The 19,727-nt window shown below is 41.7% G+C and carries 16 protein-coding genes; 1 reads left to right on the top strand and 15 read right to left on the bottom strand.

What is annotated here, in order from left to right; translation table 11 throughout:
• Positions 1-112: 112 nt before the first annotated feature.
• From AWM68_RS17205 to AWM68_RS17170, 8 genes are all read right to left on the bottom strand, one after another.
• Positions 113-739 (bottom strand): thymidine kinase, encoded by a 627-nt coding sequence (locus AWM68_RS17205; protein WP_066244710.1) that lies wholly within the window; start codon positions 737-739, stop codon positions 113-115.
• Positions 740-952: 213 nt separating this feature from the next.
• Positions 953-1,198 (bottom strand): type B 50S ribosomal protein L31, encoded by a 246-nt coding sequence (locus AWM68_RS17200; RefSeq protein WP_066244707.1) that lies wholly within the window; start codon positions 1,196-1,198, stop codon positions 953-955.
• Between the two features lie 105 nt (positions 1,199-1,303).
• Positions 1,304-2,590 carry a transcription termination factor Rho gene (rho, locus tag AWM68_RS17195; protein ID WP_066244705.1) on the bottom strand — a complete coding sequence of 429 codons (1,287 nt, stop codon included), beginning with the start codon at positions 2,588-2,590 and terminating at the stop codon, positions 1,304-1,306.
• A gap of 327 nt (positions 2,591-2,917) precedes the next feature.
• Positions 2,918-3,886, bottom strand: a complete 969-nt coding sequence (gene glpX / locus AWM68_RS17190) for a class II fructose-bisphosphatase (RefSeq protein ID WP_066244703.1) — start codon at positions 3,884-3,886, stop codon at positions 2,918-2,920.
• A gap of 83 nt (positions 3,887-3,969) precedes the next feature.
• The gene (locus AWM68_RS17185; protein ID WP_066244701.1) at positions 3,970-5,262 is read right to left on the bottom strand and encodes a UDP-N-acetylglucosamine 1-carboxyvinyltransferase; all 1,293 of its coding nucleotides are present in this window, start codon (positions 5,260-5,262) and stop codon (positions 3,970-3,972) included.
• A gap of 481 nt (positions 5,263-5,743) precedes the next feature.
• On the bottom strand, positions 5,744-6,394 hold the full coding sequence (gene fsa / locus AWM68_RS17180; protein ID WP_066244699.1) for a fructose-6-phosphate aldolase: 651 nt from the start codon (positions 6,392-6,394) through the stop codon (positions 5,744-5,746).
• A 198-nt stretch (positions 6,395-6,592) separates the two neighbouring features.
• Positions 6,593-7,456 (bottom strand): class II fructose-1,6-bisphosphate aldolase, encoded by an 864-nt coding sequence (fba, locus tag AWM68_RS17175; protein WP_066244697.1) that lies wholly within the window; start codon positions 7,454-7,456, stop codon positions 6,593-6,595.
• A gap of 248 nt (positions 7,457-7,704) precedes the next feature.
• Positions 7,705-8,085, bottom strand: coding sequence for a response regulator (locus tag AWM68_RS17170; protein WP_197468209.1), 381 nt, complete (start codon positions 8,083-8,085; stop codon positions 7,705-7,707).
• A 152-nt stretch (positions 8,086-8,237) separates the two neighbouring features.
• On the opposite strand from AWM68_RS17170, the gene AWM68_RS17165 reads away from it, so the two are divergent.
• Entirely contained in the window at positions 8,238-8,768 is a 531-nt protein-coding gene (locus AWM68_RS17165) for a DUF2529 family protein (RefSeq protein WP_066244693.1), read from the top strand.
• A 277-nt stretch (positions 8,769-9,045) separates the two neighbouring features.
• Here the strand turns inward: AWM68_RS17165 and AWM68_RS17155 are convergent, their stop codons facing one another.
• From AWM68_RS17155 to AWM68_RS17125, 7 genes are all read right to left on the bottom strand, one after another.
• The gene (locus AWM68_RS17155) at positions 9,046-10,647 is read right to left on the bottom strand and encodes a CTP synthase (RefSeq protein WP_066244683.1); all 1,602 of its coding nucleotides are present in this window, start codon (positions 10,645-10,647) and stop codon (positions 9,046-9,048) included.
• Between the two features lie 485 nt (positions 10,648-11,132).
• Positions 11,133-11,651 carry a DNA-directed RNA polymerase subunit delta gene (gene rpoE, locus AWM68_RS17150; protein WP_066245712.1) on the bottom strand — a complete coding sequence of 173 codons (519 nt, stop codon included), beginning with the start codon at positions 11,649-11,651 and terminating at the stop codon, positions 11,133-11,135.
• A gap of 252 nt (positions 11,652-11,903) precedes the next feature.
• Positions 11,904-12,989, bottom strand: coding sequence for a Ger(x)C family spore germination protein (locus AWM68_RS17145; protein WP_066244680.1), 1,086 nt, complete (start codon positions 12,987-12,989; stop codon positions 11,904-11,906).
• Complete coding sequence (locus AWM68_RS17140; protein ID WP_066244677.1) at positions 12,986-14,077, bottom strand: GerAB/ArcD/ProY family transporter; 1,092 nt, start codon at positions 14,075-14,077, stop codon at positions 12,986-12,988. Before AWM68_RS17140 ends, AWM68_RS17145 begins: the two co-directional genes overlap by 4 nt.
• Before the next feature lie 24 nt (positions 14,078-14,101).
• A complete protein-coding gene (locus tag AWM68_RS17135; protein WP_082820754.1) occupies positions 14,102-15,604 on the bottom strand; it encodes a spore germination protein in 1,503 nt (500 codons plus the stop codon).
• 213 nt (positions 15,605-15,817) lie between these two features.
• Positions 15,818-19,081: a fused isobutyryl-CoA mutase/GTPase IcmF gene (icmF, locus tag AWM68_RS17130; RefSeq protein ID WP_066245707.1), complete on the bottom strand. Its 3,264-nt coding sequence runs from the start codon at positions 19,079-19,081 to the stop codon at positions 15,818-15,820.
• Positions 19,082-19,096: 15 nt separating this feature from the next.
• The gene (locus AWM68_RS17125) at positions 19,097-19,720 is read right to left on the bottom strand and encodes a TetR/AcrR family transcriptional regulator (protein ID WP_066244675.1); all 624 of its coding nucleotides are present in this window, start codon (positions 19,718-19,720) and stop codon (positions 19,097-19,099) included.
• Positions 19,721-19,727 lie beyond the last annotated feature (7 nt).

Here is a 19,727-nt window from a genome sequence, read left to right as displayed (position 1 = left end):
ATTTATCCACGAGTCGACATACCGCGACATTTTCCGACACGCGCAGATTCTGCCTTCTCATCCCACCCAAAACAAAAAAGCCCAAAAGCACAAGGCTTTCGGACTTAATCAACTATTTTAACCGACCTTCTAAGCCCTCTGCGCCTGAAAGGAGGTTTCGTTTCTTTCCTGGTACTTCGTGACAATGGCGGCAGCGCGGTTCGTATGACTCGGATGCGCCTACTAAGATCACGGGATCATCGTAAGAAGCTGGTCTGCCGTCGATCAAACGCTGTGTTCGGCTAGCAGGTGAGCCGCAAACCATGCAGATCGCCTGAAGCTTTGTCACGTGTTCAGCAAGTGCCATCATTTTTGGAACAGGACCGAATGGCTCGCCCTTAAAGTCTTGGTCAAGTCCTGCAACAATGACGCGCAGTCCTTGATCCGCAAGTTCTTGAGCAACTGGGATGATGTCTTCATCGAAGAATTGAACTTCATCGATCGCAACCACTTCTGTTTCCGGTAAAACATTCTTTAAAATCTCAACAGATCGTCCAACAGGCTCAGCCAACACAGCTGTCCCGTTATGAGACACGACCGACTCCTCGCTGTAGCGATTATCGATCAGCGGCTTAAACACCTGTACTTTTTGCTTGGCATACGTTGCCCTTCTTACACGGCGAATGAGTTCTTCTGACTTTCCAGAGAACATGCTGCCGCAAATCAATTCGATCCAGCCATTTTGTTTCATCACATACATGGCCTGCTCCCCCTTTCGCAACAATCTTTCCCTTAGTATGTACGATTTTGCTTCTGTTTTCTCATACTTACACGTTCGGTACAGGAGTGCTTTACTCCTTTTAAGGCGTATAAAAAACCCGGTCCATCCATACAGTTACCGAGTCTTTAAAATGTATGTTTATATAAAAGAAAAAAGGGCAAGAAAGACTCCTGCCCTTTTGCTTGCAACAAATTACTTAAGGTTGTATTTCTTCTTAAAGCGGTCAACACGTCCACCAACATCAGAGAACTTCTGACGTCCAGTGTAGAACGGGTGAGTGTCAGAACTAACATCCACTTTGATTACTGGATATTCGTTACCGTCTTCCCACTTCATTGTCTCGTTTGAAGACAAAGTTGAACCTGAAAGGAAGCTAAATCCGCTTTGAGCGTCAACAAAGATAACCTTTTTATAATTCGGATGAATTCCTTGTTTCATTTCTAATTCCACTCCTTCTGCCCTGTTTCCTATGCGGAGACAGAGTTATAAACACATAAAAATAGTATAACAGGGACAAAACCCATTTGCAACCATACTTTTTCGTTAGTTTGTTACGGGTTTAGCTCTTTTTGGCGTTCCCTTTTTTTCACTCTCAAACAGCTCGAAAAACTCCTCGTTGTTTTCCGTTTTGCGCATGCGTTTCATGAATTTATCTACGAAATCGAACGAGTCATCCATCGTCTTGCGGATCGACCAAAGGGCTTCAAGATGATCTTTTGCGATAAGCATCTCTTCTTTTCTCGTTCCAGAACGGCGGATGTCGATCGCAGGGAAAATACGGCGCTCAGCCAGCTTGCGGTCTAGGTGAAGCTCCATGTTTCCTGTTCCTTTGAATTCCTCGTAGATCACGTCATCCATACGAGAACCCGTATCAACAAGAGCCGTTGCTAAAATCGTTAGACTTCCGCCTTCTTCGATGTTACGAGCAGCACCAAAGAAACGCTTCGGACGGTGGAACGCAGCCGGGTCGATACCACCAGAAAGCGTACGACCGCTTGGCGGAATAACTAAGTTGTATGCACGAGCAAGACGCGTGATGCTGTCCAGCAAGATAACAACATCTTTTTTATGCTCAACAAGACGCATGGCACGCTCTAAAACAAGCTCAGCTACTTTAATATGGTTTTCAGGCACTTCATCAAACGTTGAACTTACAACGTCACCTTTTACAGAACGCTCGATATCTGTTACTTCCTCTGGACGCTCATCGATAAGCAAAACAATCAATTCCGCTTGCGGGTTGTTCGTCGTTACACTGTGTGCAATCTCTTTTAACAGGCTTGTCTTACCCGCTTTTGGAGGAGCGACGATCAATCCACGCTGGCCAAATCCAACAGGTGCCATCATATCGATGATTCGTGTTGAGATATTGTTGCTCGTTGTCTCCATTACCATTTTCTTTTCTGGATATAAAGCTGTCAGTGCAGGAAAATGGACACGTTCTTTTGCTGTTTCAGGGTCTTCTCCATTAACCGCATTAACTTGTAAAAGTCCGTAATAACGCTCGTTTTCTTTCGGAGGACGAACTTTCCCCGACACTTTATCCCCGTTTCTTAAATCAAATCTGCGGATCTGTGAGGCAGATATGTAGATATCTTGAGAACTCGGTGAGTAGTTGATCGGACGCAAAAAGCCGAATCCTTCGTTCGGAATGATTTCCAATACACCTTCCATGAATGAATAGCCATCAAGTTCTGCCTGTACTTTCAAAATCGAAAACATCAATTCTCGTTTTGTTAATTTACCGTAATATTGAATATTAAATTGTTTGGCAAGCTCATAAAGCTCTTTTAACTTCTTTGTCTCTAATGTTGCTAAATCTATCCCCATAGTGACACCACGCTTTTCTATTAATAACTGACTTTTGTTTTTATTTTAAATGGGATTTTTTGTTGGTTTGGTTTTGGTTTTTTAATGGAAGGAGTTCCTTTGAAAGTTAAGGGATTAGTGGGTATGAAGAAAATATTAACCTAATGAATCATACTTCTTATTTTAACCACATATTCAGTCTTTAATCAAGCAGCAGAAACTCAAGGAACAAATGACTGTCTATCGAGAATTTACAATACATCCAGAGCTTTTGCAACTCAAAATTGTCATTCAATCATGTACATGTAACGGAAAGACCGGACGAAATTGTCCGGCCTACCCTCTTCTTTATGGTTTGATCACAAGGTCTGGTTTTTTCTTTAAACTATGTCTACCATCGATAAAACGCACTGTTCCTGATTTTGCACGCATAACTACCGATTGCGTCGTTCCTGTTGATCCGTCAAAACGTACCCCTTTTAACAGCTCACCGTCTGTTACACCTGTTGCTGCAAAGATTGCATCATCGCCTTTTACAAGGTCGTCCATGTATAATACACGGTTCACGTCATCAATACCCATACGTTTACAGCGTTCTAATTCCTCATCGTTTTGAGGAAGAAGCTTGCCTTGAAGCTCTCCGCCAAGACATTTTAATGCTACTGCTGCGATTACTCCCTCTGGAGCTCCGCCTGATCCGAATAAAATATCTACACCTGTATCGTCGAACGCTGTATTGATTGCTGCTGCCACGTCACCGTCTGAGATCAATTTAATACGGGCACCCGCTTCACGGATGTCTTGAATGATCTGCTCATGACGAGGTCGATCTAGAATAACCGCTACGAGGTCCTCAATATTTTTGTTTTTCGCTTCCGCTACTGCTCTTAAATTGTCAATGACAGGTGCATTGATGTCGATTTTTCCAACGCTTTCACGGCCAACTGCGATCTTGTCCATATACATGTCTGGCGCATGAAGAAGGTTTCCATGGTCTGCAATCGCTAAAACCGCAAGCGCATTCCATGTACCTGATGCGACGATATTTGTTCCTTCCAACGGGTCAACTGCCACGTCTACTCGCGGACCATAGCCTGTCCCAAGCTTTTCACCGATATAAAGCATTGGTGCTTCGTCCATTTCTCCTTCTCCGATTACAACAGTCCCTTTCATAGGAACCGTATCAAAAACATTTCGCATTGCGGTTGTTGCCGCATCATCCGCTTCGTCTTTCTTTCCTCTACCCATCCAGCGCGCTGATGCAAGAGCTGCTGCTTCTGTTACACGAACAAGCTCCATCGATAAACTTCTCTCCATGTGTGTCCCCTCCCCAGTCTTGAAACGCTTACATTTTTATCCTGAAGAAAAATCACCGGGTATAGGTGATTTTTCATTTTTGTTTATGAATTCCTTAGCTCTTCCATTTCTTCGGCACCCATGCTCTCACGCCATACTTTAGCACCAAGCCCTTTTAACTTGTCTACTAAAGATTCATAGCCGCGGTCGATATGCTCAAGGCCAGAGATCTCTGTTACACCCTCTGCCATAAGCCCTGCAACCACTAGCGCTGCTCCTGCACGAAGGTCAGATGCTTTTACTTTTGCGCCCGCAAGTTTTGTCGGCCCATTTATTATAGCAGAACGTCCTTCAACTTTCACAGTTGCTCCCATACGGCGAAGTTCGTCAATATGTTTAAAACGCGCACTATAGATCGTATCGGTTACAATGCTCGTTCCTTCTGAGCTTGTTAAAAGTGAAGTGAACGGCTGCTGTAGATCCGTCGGAAACCCTGGATAGACAAGCGTTTTAATATCAACGCTCTTTAATGGGTCTTTCCCTCGATAAACGAGCACTTGATCATCTTTTGTTTCAATGAAAACGCCCATCTCGCGCAGTTTCGCGATCAGCGATTCCAAGTGAAGCGGAATCACATTATCAAGGAGCACTTGCTGACCCATTGACGCTGCTAAGATCATGTATGTCCCTGCTTCAATTCGGTCAGGAATGATTGAATGACGGCAGCCATGCATCTCATCGACACCATCAATTCGAATCACATCAGTACCTGCACCCTTAATCTTTGCACCCATACTTGTTAAAAGTGTGGCTACATCAATGATTTCAGGCTCTTTAGCCGCGTTCTCAATGATCGTTTGTCCTTTTGCTCTTACTGCTGCAAGCATGATATTGATTGTCGCACCAACACTTACAACGTCCAAGTAGATTCGTGCTCCAACAAGCTCATCTGCACGAAGATAGATCGCCCCTTGCTCGTTCGTTACTTTTGCGCCTAATGCTTCAAACCCTTTAATGTGCTGATCGATCGGACGCGGCCCTAAGTTACATCCTCCAGGCAATCCGATAACAGCCTTTTTAAATCGTCCGAGCATTGCACCCATCAAGTAGTAAGACGCACGAAGCTTTTTCACTTTTCCGCTCGGCAGCGGCATCGCAATCATTTTTTCAGGGTTAACCGTTAGAGTCTGATTCTCATCCAGGTAAGCTTCCCCTCCGATTTCCTCTAACAAATCACGCAGAATACGAACATCTGATATGTTAGGTAAACCATCAATGGTAACGGTAGATTCTGCTAGTATCGTAGCGGGAATCAATGCCACCGCACTATTCTTTGCTCCGCTTATATGGACCGTTCCTTCGAGAGGATAGCCCCCTTCAATCATCAGTTTTTCCATGGTAAACTCCTTTCAGTAAGAGTCACATAAGTTGTGATTGCATTACCAGTTTCAATAGTATTATTATTTACCAAAATTTTCTTTTCATGTATAAAATTTATGTGTTTCTATGTCGCTACGTTAAGCAGTTAATTTCCGCTCCAGGTGGCTCGCTTTCCACGGGGCGTACGGTGAGCCTCCTGCCGCTTTGCGCCGTTAGGAGTCTCCACCTGACCGCTCGTCCCGTAGGAGTCTCGCCACCTTCTGCTCCAATCAACTTACGATGAAGATGAAATAAATCAAAGCTTTACTAGAAGATTGTTGCTTTAAAATTTTGTCTTCTATGACCGTTGATTGGAATGTAAGATGCGAGACTCCTGTGGGACAGGCGGGCAGGTGAGACACTTAAACGTGAAACGTTCGAATGTGGCTCACCGCCTGCCCCACGGAAAGCGAGCATCTGAAATGGAAATCAACCACTTCCAATAGCTACAATGTGAAATTACTTTCTATTCGCAGCTTCCCAGTCGGCTAGGAATTTTTCGATCCCTTGATCTGTTAAAGGATGCTTTACAAGCCCTTTGATTACGTTTGGCGGAATTGTTGCAATGTGCGCTCCACGGATTGCCGCTTCTGTTACGTGAACAGGGTGGCGGATGGATGCTGCGATGATCTCGGTTGGGATCTCATGGATCGCAAAAATTTGCGCCACTTGGGAGATGAGTTCAAGCCCGTCTTGGCCAATATCATCTAAGCGCCCTAAGAACGGTGATACATATGTTGCACCAGCTCTTGCTGCAAGCAATGCTTGGTTCGCATTAAAAATAAGCGTTACGTTTGTTTTAATGTTTTCATCAGAAAATGTTTTAACCGCTTTTAATCCATCAAGTGTCATTGGAACTTTTACTGTAATGTTTGGCGCGATCTTCGCTAACTCACGGCCTTCTGTAACCATTTCTTCATAAGAAGTTCCGATCACCTCAGCACTAACTGAACCCGGTACAAGACTCGTGATTTCCTTTAGTCGCTCATGAAAATCAACGCCTTTTTCTTTAGCAACTAAAGACGGGTTTGTTGTTACTCCAGATAAAATGCCCAGGTCATAGGCTTCCTTAATATCATCAATGTTGGCAGTATCAATAAAGAATTTCAAAAATAATCACTCCTGTTTGTTGAGTTTTTCTATCTTCTATATTCTTTTATAACTTGTGCGTCTTCATACACGAAGGATTACGCTTACAATTTTACAATAACCCTGGAGTAGACACTTAAAAAGCTTGTCATTTTTCACACTCTTATAGTGTAAATGAAACCGCCTATGATGTATAGGCGGTTTCAAAGAAAGGTTGTATTAAGCTTTGTTTGAAGAACCAAACTCACGCATTTTTCCAGCTACAGTAGCTTGGATTGCATCACGAGCTGCAGTTAAATAGCTACGTGGATCATACTTGTCTGGGTTAGATCCGATGTATTCTTTAACGGCTTTGTGAGAAGCAATTTGATTTTCAGTGTTTACGTTGATTTTAGCAGTTCCTAAAGAAATTGCTTTTTGGATATCTTTTGTTGGGATACCAGTACCACCATGAAGTACAAGAGGTACACCAGTTAGTTCCATTACTTCTTTCATGCGGTCGAATCCTAAGTTCGGCTCACCTTTATAAGGTCCGTGAACAGATCCTAGTGCAGGCGCGAAGCAGTCAACACCAGTCTCACGAACAAGTTGATCACACTCAGAAGGGATTGCGTAAGCTGCATCAGCATCTTCAACAACTAGATCGTCTTCTTGTCCACCGATACGGCCAAGTTCTGCTTCAACAGAAACGCCGTGGAAATGAGCAAGCTCAACAACTTTTTTAGTAAGAGCGATATTCTCTTCTAATGGGTGGTGAGATCCGTCGATCATTACAGATGTGAAACCTGCATGAATGGCTTCAGCACACTTTTGATAGCTAGAACCGTGGTCAAGGTGGATCGCTACAGGTACAGTTACTTTGTACTCTTCCATAAGCGCTTTAACCATAGCAACTACAAGCTTGAATCCGCCCATATAACGAGCAGCACCTTCAGAAACACCAAGAATTACTGGAGATTTCTCTTCTTGTGCAGCTTTAAGGATCGCTTGAGTGAACTCAAGGTTGTTCAAATTGAATTGACCAACTGCATAATTTTCCGCTTTTGCTTTTTCAAGCATTTCTTTCATTGAAACTAAAGGCATAGTAATGTCCTCCTTAGATATTGGCACGAGCAGACCAACTACATTTTGTATAGTATATTTGCTGAAATGTGCATACACAGCAAAAAGAAGCCATTATAGTTTACCTTTCATGGCGTCTTGCTAAACATTTCATAATGCTCATATTTCATTCTAGTATAGCATACCAATATCGCCTGAAAACCGCAACACATCAACGTTTTTGGGGTGTAAACGCTATCATTGGCGGCACGCCTGCATTTAAAAGATTTTTAAGAGGAAGGCGTGTTTAATGGAAGTTCTTTCCTAACCGCTGCGCGGATCTCATCAATATCGAACGGTTTTGCAAAATGAGTAATAGCTCCCAGTTTCATCGCCTCGTGAATCATGTCGAGTTCGCCGTAAGCCGTCATAATAATAACTTGAATGGTCTCATCGTGTTTTTTGACACGGCGAAGAATTTCCAAACCATCCATTCCAGGAATTTTCATATCTAAAATGACAAGATCAGGACGGTCCTTTTCTACAATAGAAAGAGCTTGTACACCATTAGCTGCCTGATACGTCCTATAACCTTCTTTTTGAAAAATTTCGTTCAAAAGAATTCTTATGCCATACTGATCGTCTACTATTAATATTTTCCCGCTCATTATTGCTCACCTCATCTGAGTTTCTTTGTCTGTATATCATTCTCGATAGTCAGATCATTTTCCTGCTGTTAACCATGAATTGTATTGTTAAATTCAGTATACTAAATAAAGAAGCATTTTCACGACGATTTAAGAAAAAGTTAGGAGTCATTTTCATGTTAAAAATATTTTCAACACAAGTTGCAGGATTGTTAAAATCCATTTCCGATAAAGAAGAACAGTCGATTGAAGAAGCTTCCCGCTTGCTGGCACAGACTTTTTTGTCAGAAGGAACCGTTCATTTCAAGGGGTTCGGTGAGATGGAAGCTGTTGTAAGTGAGGCACTATATGGTGAAAATCAATTCCGTCAGGCTGTAGCGTTTTCGGATGAAAGCTGGGAGAAATTATTACCGGTTGATAGTGTGGTTGTTGCAACTCGTTTTGTGAATGATGAAGAAGCGGTGGCTTTTTGTGCAAAAGTGCGTCAAATGGCTGATTGTCATGTCATTTTGATGGGTGGGCGCGGAAAAGAAGCGGATTTGGAGACGACGGCTGATATTGTAATCGATACGAAGGCAGTTCGCGGCCTAGTGCCGCTAGATGATGGCTCCCGCTTAGGATTTCCATCAGGATTAACCGCTTTATTTGCTTATTACGCACTATTTTTGACGACAGAAGAAATTTTAGAGGAATATGAACTGGATTAAAAGGGAGCTTGGCGTTTTGCCAAGCTTTTTTCTTTTTGAGAAATACATCAACGAGGTGGATCACGGAAAAAACAGCTGCAATCACGGTATTTTTGTTGTTAATCACGGAAAAAAGTTGGGAAATCACGGGAAAATTGCCCTCAATCACGTAAAAGTTAAATCAGACCTGTTTCGGTCCGCCTAAAACGGACGCACCCCACTGTACATCCCTTACCAAACGAACATAAAAAACCGGCAGCCCCACTCAAAAAATGAGGAAGCTGCCGGCCATAATATATTAGTTCTTCAATTGTGTTACCGCACCGATAAAGTCGCGGAATAATGCTTGAGGGCGTGTTGGTCGTGATGTGAATTCAGGGTGGAACTGTGACGCAACGAACCATGGATGATCTTCTAATTCGATGATTTCTACAAGGCGTCCATCAGGAGATGTTCCTGAGAAGATGAAGCCTGCTTTTTCCATCTGTTCACGATACTCGTTGTTGAACTCGTAACGGTGACGGTGTCTTTCGTAAACCACCTCATCGTTATAAGCATCGAACGCTTTTGTATCTTCTTTAATTTTACAAGGATATAATCCTAGACGAAGTGTTCCGCCAAGATCTTCGATGTCCTTTTGTTCAGGAAGTAAATCGATTACCGGGAATGGCGTTTCAGGCATCAATTCTGCTGAATGAGCGCCTTCCAGTCCAAGAACGTTGCGGGCAAACTCTACTGAAGCTAATTGCATACCTAAACAGATTCCTAAGAAAGGAACTTTATTCTCACGCGCATACTGAGTAGCCAAGATCTTTCCTTCTACTCCTCTGTCTCCGAATCCGCCAGGAACAAGGATACCATCAGCACCTTGAAGAAGTTCGTTCACATTTTCTGCCGTTACGTTTTCAGAGTTGATCCAGTCGATCTCGATATCCGTATCAAAGTGATACCCAGCGTGGCGAAGCGCCTCAACAACAGAAATATAAGCATCTTGAAGTGCCACATATTTTCCGACTAGTGCGATCTTCGCTTTTCCTTTCAGGTTTGTTACTCGGTTGATCAGTTCTTTCCATTCCGCCATATCTGGCTCGTGCGTCTCAAGCTTCAGATGTTTGCACACAAGCTCGTCCATCTTTTGCTCTTGAAGATCGATCGGCACTTGGTAAAGTGTGTCCGCATCTCTTGCTTCAATAACTGCTTTCGGATCGATGTCGCAGAATAGACCGATCTTGTCCTTCATTTCTTGTGGAACTGGCATTTCGGTACGAACCACGATGATGTTCGGCTGAATACCAAGACTGCGTAGTTCTTTTACACTGTGCTGTGTCGGCTTTGTTTTCAACTCGCCTGCAGCACGAATGTAAGGAATCAACGTACAGTGGATGTACATTACATTTTCAGAGCCTACATCACTTTTAATCTGACGAATCGCTTCTAGGAATGGCAAGCTCTCGATGTCACCAACTGTTCCACCGATCTCTGTGATAACAACATCTGCATTCGTTTCGCGGCCAGCACGGAAAACACGCTCTTTGATCTCGTTTGTGATATGCGGAATAACCTGAACTGTTCCACCAAGATACTCACCGCGGCGCTCTTTGCGAAGAACCGTTGAATAAATTTTCCCAGTGGTAACAGAGCTGTATTTGTTTAGGTTAATATCGATAAAACGCTCATAGTGACCTAAGTCCAAATCCGTTTCAGCACCATCATCTGTTACGAAAACTTCACCGTGCTGATAAGGGCTCATCGTCCCTGGATCCACGTTGATATAAGGATCGAATTTTTGAGTTGTTACTTTAACTCCACGGTTTTTTAATAAACGGCCTAATGATGCAGCAGTAATCCCTTTTCCTAAAGAAGAAACAACCCCGCCTGTAACAAAAATATATTTTGTCATGTGTTCAATCCCCCTAAATTTTCTAAAATAAGTATGTGCGTTTAACGCTTTTTCTACTATCGGAAGGGGCTTATGATAAGTACCAATCCGTAAAAAAATAAAAAGCAAAAGACACTTCCCCTATGGTTAGGGGGCACTTTTGCTTTGATATCATATAAAATTACTCTTTTAAATAAAAGATACAGGAATAGCCCAAAAAGAATATTACCCGAGTCCAGAGCACATGTCAAGATGGTCTGTAAGAATCCTTTTTTAGGATGAAACGGTAAAATTTCATTGTATATTCAGGAATCCCCTCGTTGAATCCCGAATATACGAGGTTGAATCCGCGAGATTTGGTTCTCAATCCTCGAGTTTCAGCCTCGAATCCACAAATTCTGATGAGCAATCCACAAATTTTTGCTCTTAATCCACATCTATCAAAAAAACAAAAAACCAGCACCTAAAAGGCACCGGTTTTCTACAACTTCTATTGAAAACTTCGATTACAGATCTTCGTCTTCCTCTTCAAGATCTTCATCTTCATCTTCATCAAATTCTTCGTCGTCTTCTTCATCAAAATCTAATTCTTCTTCATCGTCGTCATCATCATCATCGTCATCAGCAAGATCGTCGTCTTCAACGAACTCATCTTCAACTTCTAACTCATCGAAGTCTTCATCATCAAAGTCCTCTTCGAAGTCATAATCATCATCAGAAGCTTTTTTACGTTTTGTCGGTTTGTTTGTTGCACCTAGTTCTTCTTCAGAGCTTTCTACTGGGTACCAAGTTTTAAGACCCCATTTGTTATCTCCTAATGAAACGAAACGTCCGTCAATGTTCATATCTGTGTAAAAATACGCAATTCGGTTTTCAACTGCAGTTTTAGACAGGCCTTTGATTTCAGCGATCTGTTTAACTAAATCGTAGAATTGAACAGGCTGCTTCTCATTCTGCAAAATTTCAAATGCGATTTCGACCATAGACATTTCAACGACTTGTTCCTTCGTATACGTGTTCAACATAGCCACATCGGCACTTCCTTTCCTTCTCCACACTCATTTATATCAACACATTGTGCTCATTCTCTAGAAGAATCATACTCTTCATTATAAACAAATCCCATACGGATATGCCAGTGGTAATCTATCTTTTTTAAAATTATTCGTCATTTTTACCAGGATTCATAGGTTATGTGACCAACTTATTAAAAGCATCTTCAAAAAATAGCTTTTTAAAATAGTAACTATGAATAAACGATTGATCCCTTATAGTATTTAGTGGCCGTCAACAACACCGATTTCAACAATCGAGACATCCACTACAACATTTACTTTCATTTTTTTGTATTGCTGCTCCCATTTCTTTTTATCCCAATGTCTTGTTCTGCTTCTTGCTTGTTCACCAAATGCCAACGGATCAATATTATATCTTTGAAAATTTTTAATCATGGATACCGTTTCTTTTTGCACTTTATCCTTCATTAATCGTTCTGCTTTAATTACCGTATTTGCTGTTACTGTAGCTCCAGTATACTCTCTGATATACCCTTTTATCTTTAAATGAAGTGTGATCTTCGGAGATGTGTGTATGTTTTGAACTTGAAATTTCTTTTTTGTTTGAATTCCTTGGATTGAGATGTACTCCGTTTTCCCTTTTTCTGTAGTTCTTAATTTATATCCCGCATTTTTAATATTTTCATGCAGCGCTTTAAAGACGAACATTTTTCTATAAGGGATTGAGTCAACCATTTTTGTTCCCTTAAATAAGGCAAGCCCTTTAATATTAATATTTTTTTCTTTTAGCTCAATAATAGGTAGCACTGGATCCATACCTTCCGTGTAATAGGAAGATAGAAACAAGTGTACATTTGTTGTAGGTATAAATCCATTTTGTATGTTTTGTATGATTTGTCTTTGAATATACGTCCCTGTGTCGAATTCTTTAAAAGGTTCCTCTAGCATCTTTTTAACATTTCCATCAACAACAGCTAAAAGCAGTCGCGTACCGATACTTGGATCTCGATGAAGATAATCTATATAATTCTGTAAACCCTTTTCAGCAAGCTGTTTACTGTAGAGAGCTACTTCTATCTTTCCATTGACAACGGGTTTAGCCGATTTTTTGTTAAGATAATATAAGGTTTCCTTACTTAAATTACCTATGGATGTTATCGTCTTGTTCGAAATACTTTTATCGGGATTTACAACTGGCACGACTGCAGTAGCCTCTATTTTATTCTTGCTTTTAGAGTCATACCCCACTGCTGTAACAATGTCCAACTCATCCAGAATTTCTTTGTCAATTCTCCCAAAATATCCCACTATGGCTATAATAATGATTGTTATAACAATTTTTTTCATACTTTTCTTCTCACTTTACTCATTATGTAATGAATGAAAAACAAGAATGGTATATATCCAAAATTAAAATAAAGGCCAAATTGAGAGACAATGCTATTTAAAAGATCAATTTCAGTACGATCTTTAAACAATGGGCTTACGATAAATGCAATCATTAATATAAAGATAAGCGATTTTTTTTGGTTAATGTTAAACGTTCGCTTTGTCATCCTGCTTGCAGCCCAAAACGCCAAACAAACATTAGGAAGGATAGCTATCGTCCATGTGGCTAGACCAATATATTCAAACCGTTCCACAAAAGGGAACCTTATGATTTTCCACATAGCTATTGTAGCCCAAATCGTACGTTTCAAATGATCAGGAGTATAATAAATAAGTGTGATAATCATTAGATATAAATATAAAAACACGGTAAAAAGATTTCCGTAATGAAACCATTTCTGCGACGTTTCCGGCTTCTTAAAAAAGGGATAAAAAACAAGGAGCGTTTCAAATCCTAAATAACTTAAAGTCATAGATTTAAAGGATAAGGCAAATTCTTTCATGGAATGATCAAATACTGGCAACAAATTACGAATGTTCGCAAATTCAAGTGGTGCTAAAAAAGTAAGGATCAGATAGAAGGGAACCACCACCCCTAAAAAACAGACACCGACTACAGAACGGAATCCCCCTGCGATGATATAATATGCAGCGATTAAGTAAACGAGGGTAAACGTCCAGGTCTTCAACAACGGAAACATCCAGACTTGGAGCACTTCTATGAATGTCCGAAGTACCGTAATTCCCATTGCCATTAAATACATGATGAAAAGCAAGGTTAAAAAACCGCCAAACCATTTTCCAAAAGCAGTCTCATGGATAGATAGGATATCTCCTTGCTCTTTATTTAGCATCTTATACATCATCCAAATCACTAGATGTACAGCAGCCCCTCCTATTAATACTGGGATCCACGAATCCTGTTCTGTATAAATGGCCACGTACCGTTGAAAACCCATAACACCGACACCAGTCTGCATACTATGCACAATGAAAAAGGCCAGATAAGGGGATATTAGAAATTGTTCTTTTACCGCTACTTTCATAAAATAACATCTCCATAAAGAAATTTATTCATCAATATCCTTCTTCTGTTTCGCTGCTTTTTCTGAAAACTTGATCGTTTCCGGTGATTGCAGTTCCACGGGTCTTTTCGGCTGCATCTTAAAAGGTAAACGAACGAATGCGTCCTTTAGATCTTCAATCCTTGGAGGATAAATGGGTTCTAAATACGGTCTGCCAAAAGAAGTGAGACGAAGCAAGTGTCCCATTAAGAATATAAAAGCAATCGCAATGCCGACCAATCCCCATAATTCAGCCATCACTAAAAATGGAAATCGGATCATACGAATGGTGTTACTCATTTTGTATACAGGTGTCGTAAATGAAGCCAGTGCTGCTAATGCAACGATGATCAGCAATACGTTACTTGTTAATCCCGCTTCAACAGAGGCTGTTCCAATTACTATTCCACCTACGATACCAATTGTTTGTCCTACTTTCGTCGGAAGCCTTGCCCCTGCCTCTCTTAAAAGTTCAATCGTCAGTTCTAAAATGAGTGCCTCGAAAAAAGGCGGCAAGGGGATTAAACTTCTAGAAGATACGAGAGTAGCCATCAAATCTTTCGGTATCAATTCATAATGATAATTAAGGATGGCTACATAGATTGGTGTTACTAAAATTGAAAACGTTACGGCAATTAGACGTAGAATCCTTAATACTGATGCCAGTTGCCAATTAACAAAATAATCTTCCAAAGCTGAAAAAAATTTCACAAGGGTAGTTGGCCCAATTAACGCATGCGGCGATCCATCTACCAATATAACGATACTTCCTTCAGCCAGAACACCCGCTGCACGATCTGGCCGTTCTGTGTCAATCAGCTGTGGAAACGGTGAGTTGTCATTGTCCTGTATCATTTGAGCAATATACGAACTATCCAATATTTGATGGAACTGGATATCCCCCACTCTCTGCAACGCGGTATTAATGTTTTCTTCGTTAGCTATTCCAGAAATATATACGACCGCCACTCTTGTCTTTGAAAGATTTCCTATCTTAAATTCTTTGATCTCTAATTCTGGTATAGGCAGCCGCTTTCTAATTAAATTTAAATTTGTCGTTAAGGACTCAACAAACGATTCCTTAGGACCAACAACACTGAATTCTTCTTCTGGTATCGTTACTTCCCGCGCTTTATTCATCTCTGCTCTTACAAGCAGACCTTGTTTATCTGCAATGTTTAAGCGAATCAGCACAGAACCTGTTAACATCATTTGTTGAATCTGCCCAAGATCACTTGTAACCACTATATTTTCAATGGGAAGAGCTGCCTTAAGATCTTCTATTTTTTTAAAAGATGATTTATTTAAATAAGGAAGGATGTCACGATGAATAATCTCCGCATCCACTAATGAACCAAAGTAGGATATCCAATAGTGGGTTGGCGATTGAGGGTTTTGGAAATCAATAAAATCACCGGACTTCTTGAATTGCTCAATAACTTTAAGTAATGAATCTTCTTCTGTTTTTGAACCCTTCTTAAACCAATTCAATATGCCTCCCCCTTTCATAGATATATAATTCTTTTCCGTACAACAAATCGGTAATATGATTGTTTTATCTTTTACTAAATACCAAGTGATTATTTCATAAAAAAAAGCTGGGATTTTAGATCCCAGCTTGAAAGTTTAGAAATTCCCTATTTTTAATTAATTAAAGATCTAAATAAAGACAAAAAAACACGATGCCCCATATACAGAGCACCATGTTTTTCATTTCATGATTTACATATTTCTACGATACTTTCCGCCTACTTCATAAAGCGCACTCGTAATCTGTCCGAGACTTGCAGATTTTACAGTATGCATAAGCTCATCGAAAATGTTTCCGCCAGACAATGCAACAGATTTCAAACGTTTAAGAGCTTCACCTGCTTGATCTTTGCATGCCTCTTGGAATGCGTTCAAATTCTGAATCTGCTGCTCTTTTTCATCTTTCGTCGCACGAGCGAGCTGCATGTTGAACTCTTCTTCAGATGGCGGATTCGGGTTCAAGTACGTGTTCACACCGATAATCGGAAGCGAGCCATCATGCTTTTTCATCTCATAATACATCGACTCTTCCTGAATCTTTCCGCGCTGATACTGTGTTTCCATCGCACCAAGCACGCCGCCTCTTGTATTCATGCGCTCGAACTCTTGCAGAACCATCTCTTCTACTAGATCTGTTAACTCTTCAATGATAAACGAGCCTTGCAGCGAGTTCTCGTTTCGAGCTAACCCTAGCTCTTTTGTGATGATCATCTGAATCGCCATCGCGCGGCGAACCGATTCTTCTGTCGGTGTCGTGATCGCCTCATCATACGAATTCGTGTGAAGCGAGTTACAGTTATCATAAAGTGCCATCAACGCTTGAAGCGTCGTACGGATATCGTTAAAATCAATCTCTTGCGCGTGAAGGGAACGTCCAGACGTTTGAATATGATACTTCAGCTTCTGGCTGCGTTCATTCGCTTTGTACTTATCGCGCATAACGGTTGCCCAAATTCTGCGAGCCACACGGCCGATCACGCTATATTCCGGATCCAACCCATTTGAGAAGAAGAACGATAAGTTAGGCGCAAATGCGTTAATGTCCATACCGCGGCTTAAATAATATTCCACATACGTAAATCCGTTCGCGAGTGTGAACGCGAGCTGTGTGATCGGATTCGCGCCAGCTTCAGCGATATGATAGCCAGAAATGGAAACCGAATAATAGTTGCGGACTTGATGGTCGATAAAGTATTGCTGAATATCACCCATCATGCGCAGCGCGAACTCAGTTGAGAAGATGCACGTGTTCTGCCCTTGATCTTCTTTTAAAATATCAGCTTGAACAGTTCCTCGGACGGAGGCAAGCGTCATCGCTTTAATTTCGCCATACTCAGCTTCATTTGGCTGTCGGCCATTCGTATCCACAAAAAGTTTCACTTGCTGATCGATCGCGGTGTTCATGAACATCGCTAGGATGATCGGTGCCGGACCATTGATCGTCATCGAAACAGATGTAGAAGGAGCAATCAGATCAAAACCGTCATACAGCTTCTTCATATCGTCGAGCGTACAGATGCTCACACCGCTCTCCCCAACTTTACCGTAGATGTCAGGACGGTAATCCGGATCTTCTCCGTAAAGAGTCACCGAATCAAACGCTGTACTCAATCGCTTTGCATCATCATCTTTTGATAGATAGTGAAAACGGCGGTTCGTCCGTTCAGGTGTTCCTTCTCCAGCGAACTGGCGCTTCGGATCTTCTCCTTTACGTTTAAAAGGAAACACGCCAGCTGTGTAAGGGAACGAGCCTGGTACATTCTCTTTCATGATCCACTTTACGATGTCTCCCCAGTCTTCAAACTTCGGAAGCGCCACCTTTGGAATATCAAGACCTGATAGACTTTTCGTCGTCAGCTCAGTCACGATCTCTTTATCGCGGATCTTCGTTACGAATTCTTTCTTGCTGTACATTTCTTTTAGCTCTGGCCACTGTTTCAGCACTTTTGAAGTCGCTGGTAAAAGTTTTTCTTCCACTTTTTCAAGCGCTTTATTCAAACTCGCCTCTACTTCTTCACCTGCTACATCGTATTCTCTTACCGTTTCAAGCGTCCCTTGAATCTGGAAGGATTTGCGAGCTAACTTCGCTTGTTCATCTACCGTTTCATGATATTTACGTACGGTTTGTGCGATTTCATTCAAGTACTGCGCACGTTCACCTGGAATGATCACGTTCTTTTTCGCCGTCATCGCCTCAGCAGCCGGCTGAATGCCCCAATTTATTCCAGACTTTTCTTCAATCACCTTCATCAAGTGATAAAAAAGGATATTCGTACCCGCATCGTTAAACTGACTTGCGATCGTTCCATAAACCGGCATCTCATCTAGCTCTCTATCAAACCAGTTGCGAGAGCGCTGATATTGCTTCTTCACATCACGAAGCGCATCTTCAGAACCTTTACGCTCAAACTTATTGATCGCGATAATATCCGCATAATCGATCATATCGATCTTCTCAAGCTGTGACGGTGCACCGAACTCACTTGTCATCACATAAAGTGAAGCATCTGAGATCTCAGAAATACCAGCATCCCCTTGGCCGATTCCGCTTGTCTCAACAACGATCAGATCAAATCCAGCTGCCTTCGTTACAGCGATCGCATCCTTAATCGCATCAGACAGCTCGGAACGAGAGCCGCGCGTTGCGAGTGAGCGCATATACACACGAGGGTGATAGATGGCGTTCATACGGATTCTGTCACCTAAAAGTGCCCCGCCAGTCTTTTGTTTTGTCGGGTCGATGGAGATGATCGCAATCGTTTTGTCTTCACACTCATTTAAGAAACGGCGCACAAGTTCATCAGTCAGTGAACTTTTTCCCGCTCCACCTGTACCAGTAATTCCGAGAACAGGCACTTGCTTCTGCAGACTTTTTAACTCATTTAACGTCTGTTCAGCCGTTGCCGCGATCTCTTCTGGTGCCTGCTTTGCGTTTTCCGCTAGTGTGATAAGACGAGAAACAGAGCGCACATCTTTTTCTTTCACTTTCTCAATCTCGTCAGTTAAAGAAGTTACTGTCGGAAAATCACATTCTTCTACCATTTTATTGATCATACCTTGAAGTCCTAGCAATCTTCCATCTTCAGGTGAGAAGATGCGCGTTACACCATAAGCATGAAGCTCCTTGATCTCAGGCGGGATAATAACACCGCCGCCTCCGCCAAAGACTTTGATATGTCCTGCACCGCGTTCTTTTAATAGATCGATCATGTATTTAAAATATTCAACGTGTCCGCCTTGATAAGAAGAAATCGCGATTCCTTGAACGTCCTCTTGAATCGCTGCACTCACTACTTCATCTACAGAACGGTTATGTCCAAGGTGGATCACCTCACATCCGTTTGACTGAATGATTCTTCGCATAATGTTAATGGACGCATCATGACCATCAAAAAGACTGGAAGCGGTTACAAATCGAACCGGATTTTTCGGCCGGTAAATGTCGGTCTGTGTCATTTCATTCATCCTTTCTTACGCTCCTTTTATGCCATAAAGCAATTGTTGAAGCTGTAATTGGGTATATTCTTCCAACGTATACATTTTCTGCAGCGCCCAGCGTCTGAACGTCCACATCTGACCTATGATCAAGATATTGTGAGCTGCTGCCTGGATTTCTTTTTCAGTTAACTGCAGTTCACCTTGCTTCACTACTTTAAAAAGCAGTTCTTCAAAGATCGCCGTCATCTCCAGCTCTTTTTTCAGCACATATGGAAGTGCTTCGTGAGAGAGTGACTTTGCTTCCTGGTACATGACGAGCACTTCATCCTGCATATCGTCCATTACCTTAAAATAGGCTGTGATCGCACGTTCGACTCCTTGAATGCCGCTGTCTTCCCCATTGATATCCTGCTGAAGTCTCAGCTTTACCCCGTCATAGATGCTATCGCAAACGAGATAGAGAATATCTTCCTTTGAACGAATGTACTCATAAAGTGTGCCGATGCTGAATCCTGAAGCTTTTGCGATCTCACGGGTAGTCGTGCGGTGGAATCCATTCTCTTTAAATAGAGAAACTGCCGCTTTTACCATCTCTTCCCGTCGCCTTTGAATCAATTTTTCATCTTTTACGAGCGACGGCACTTCCTTCTTACCCAATTGGCCT

The sequence above is a fragment of the Fictibacillus phosphorivorans genome (assembly GCF_001619875.1).
GTDB lineage: Bacteria > Bacillota > Bacilli > Bacillales > Fictibacillaceae > Fictibacillus > Fictibacillus phosphorivorans_B.
The sequence above is the reverse complement of the archived record's forward strand: the minus strand, read 5'-3'. Positions and strand labels throughout refer to the sequence as shown.

Excerpts from the sequence above, each read along its gene's own strand:
- AWM68_RS17165 (WP_066244693.1), top strand. The coding sequence starts at position 8,238 with ATGTTAAAAATATTTTCAACACAAGTTGCAGGATTGTTAAAATCCATT.
- rpoE (WP_066245712.1), bottom strand. The coding sequence starts at position 11,651 with ATGTTGAACACGTATACGAAGGAACAAGTCGTTGAAATGTCTATGGTC.
- AWM68_RS17140 (WP_066244677.1), bottom strand. The coding sequence starts at position 14,077 with ATGAAAGTAGCGGTAAAAGAACAATTTCTAATATCCCCTTATCTGGCC.
- icmF (WP_066245707.1), bottom strand. The coding sequence starts at position 19,081 with ATGACACAGACCGACATTTACCGGCCGAAAAATCCGGTTCGATTTGTA.
- AWM68_RS17155 (WP_066244683.1), bottom strand. The coding sequence starts at position 10,647 with ATGACAAAATATATTTTTGTTACAGGCGGGGTTGTTTCTTCTTTAGGA.
- AWM68_RS17135 (WP_082820754.1), bottom strand. The coding sequence starts at position 15,604 with ATGAAAGGGGGAGGCATATTGAATTGGTTTAAGAAGGGTTCAAAAACA.
- AWM68_RS17185 (WP_066244701.1), bottom strand. The coding sequence starts at position 5,262 with ATGGAAAAACTGATGATTGAAGGGGGCTATCCTCTCGAAGGAACGGTC.
- AWM68_RS17205 (WP_066244710.1), bottom strand. The coding sequence starts at position 739 with ATGTATGTGATGAAACAAAATGGCTGGATCGAATTGATTTGCGGCAGC.
- AWM68_RS17145 (WP_066244680.1), bottom strand. The coding sequence starts at position 12,989 with ATGAAAAAAATTGTTATAACAATCATTATTATAGCCATAGTGGGATAT.
- fba (WP_066244697.1), bottom strand. The coding sequence starts at position 7,456 with ATGCCTTTAGTTTCAATGAAAGAAATGCTTGAAAAAGCAAAAGCGGAA.
- AWM68_RS17200 (WP_066244707.1), bottom strand. The coding sequence starts at position 1,198 with ATGAAACAAGGAATTCATCCGAATTATAAAAAGGTTATCTTTGTTGAC.
- rho (WP_066244705.1), bottom strand. The coding sequence starts at position 2,590 with ATGGGGATAGATTTAGCAACATTAGAGACAAAGAAGTTAAAAGAGCTT.
- glpX (WP_066244703.1), bottom strand. The coding sequence starts at position 3,886 with ATGGAGAGAAGTTTATCGATGGAGCTTGTTCGTGTAACAGAAGCAGCA.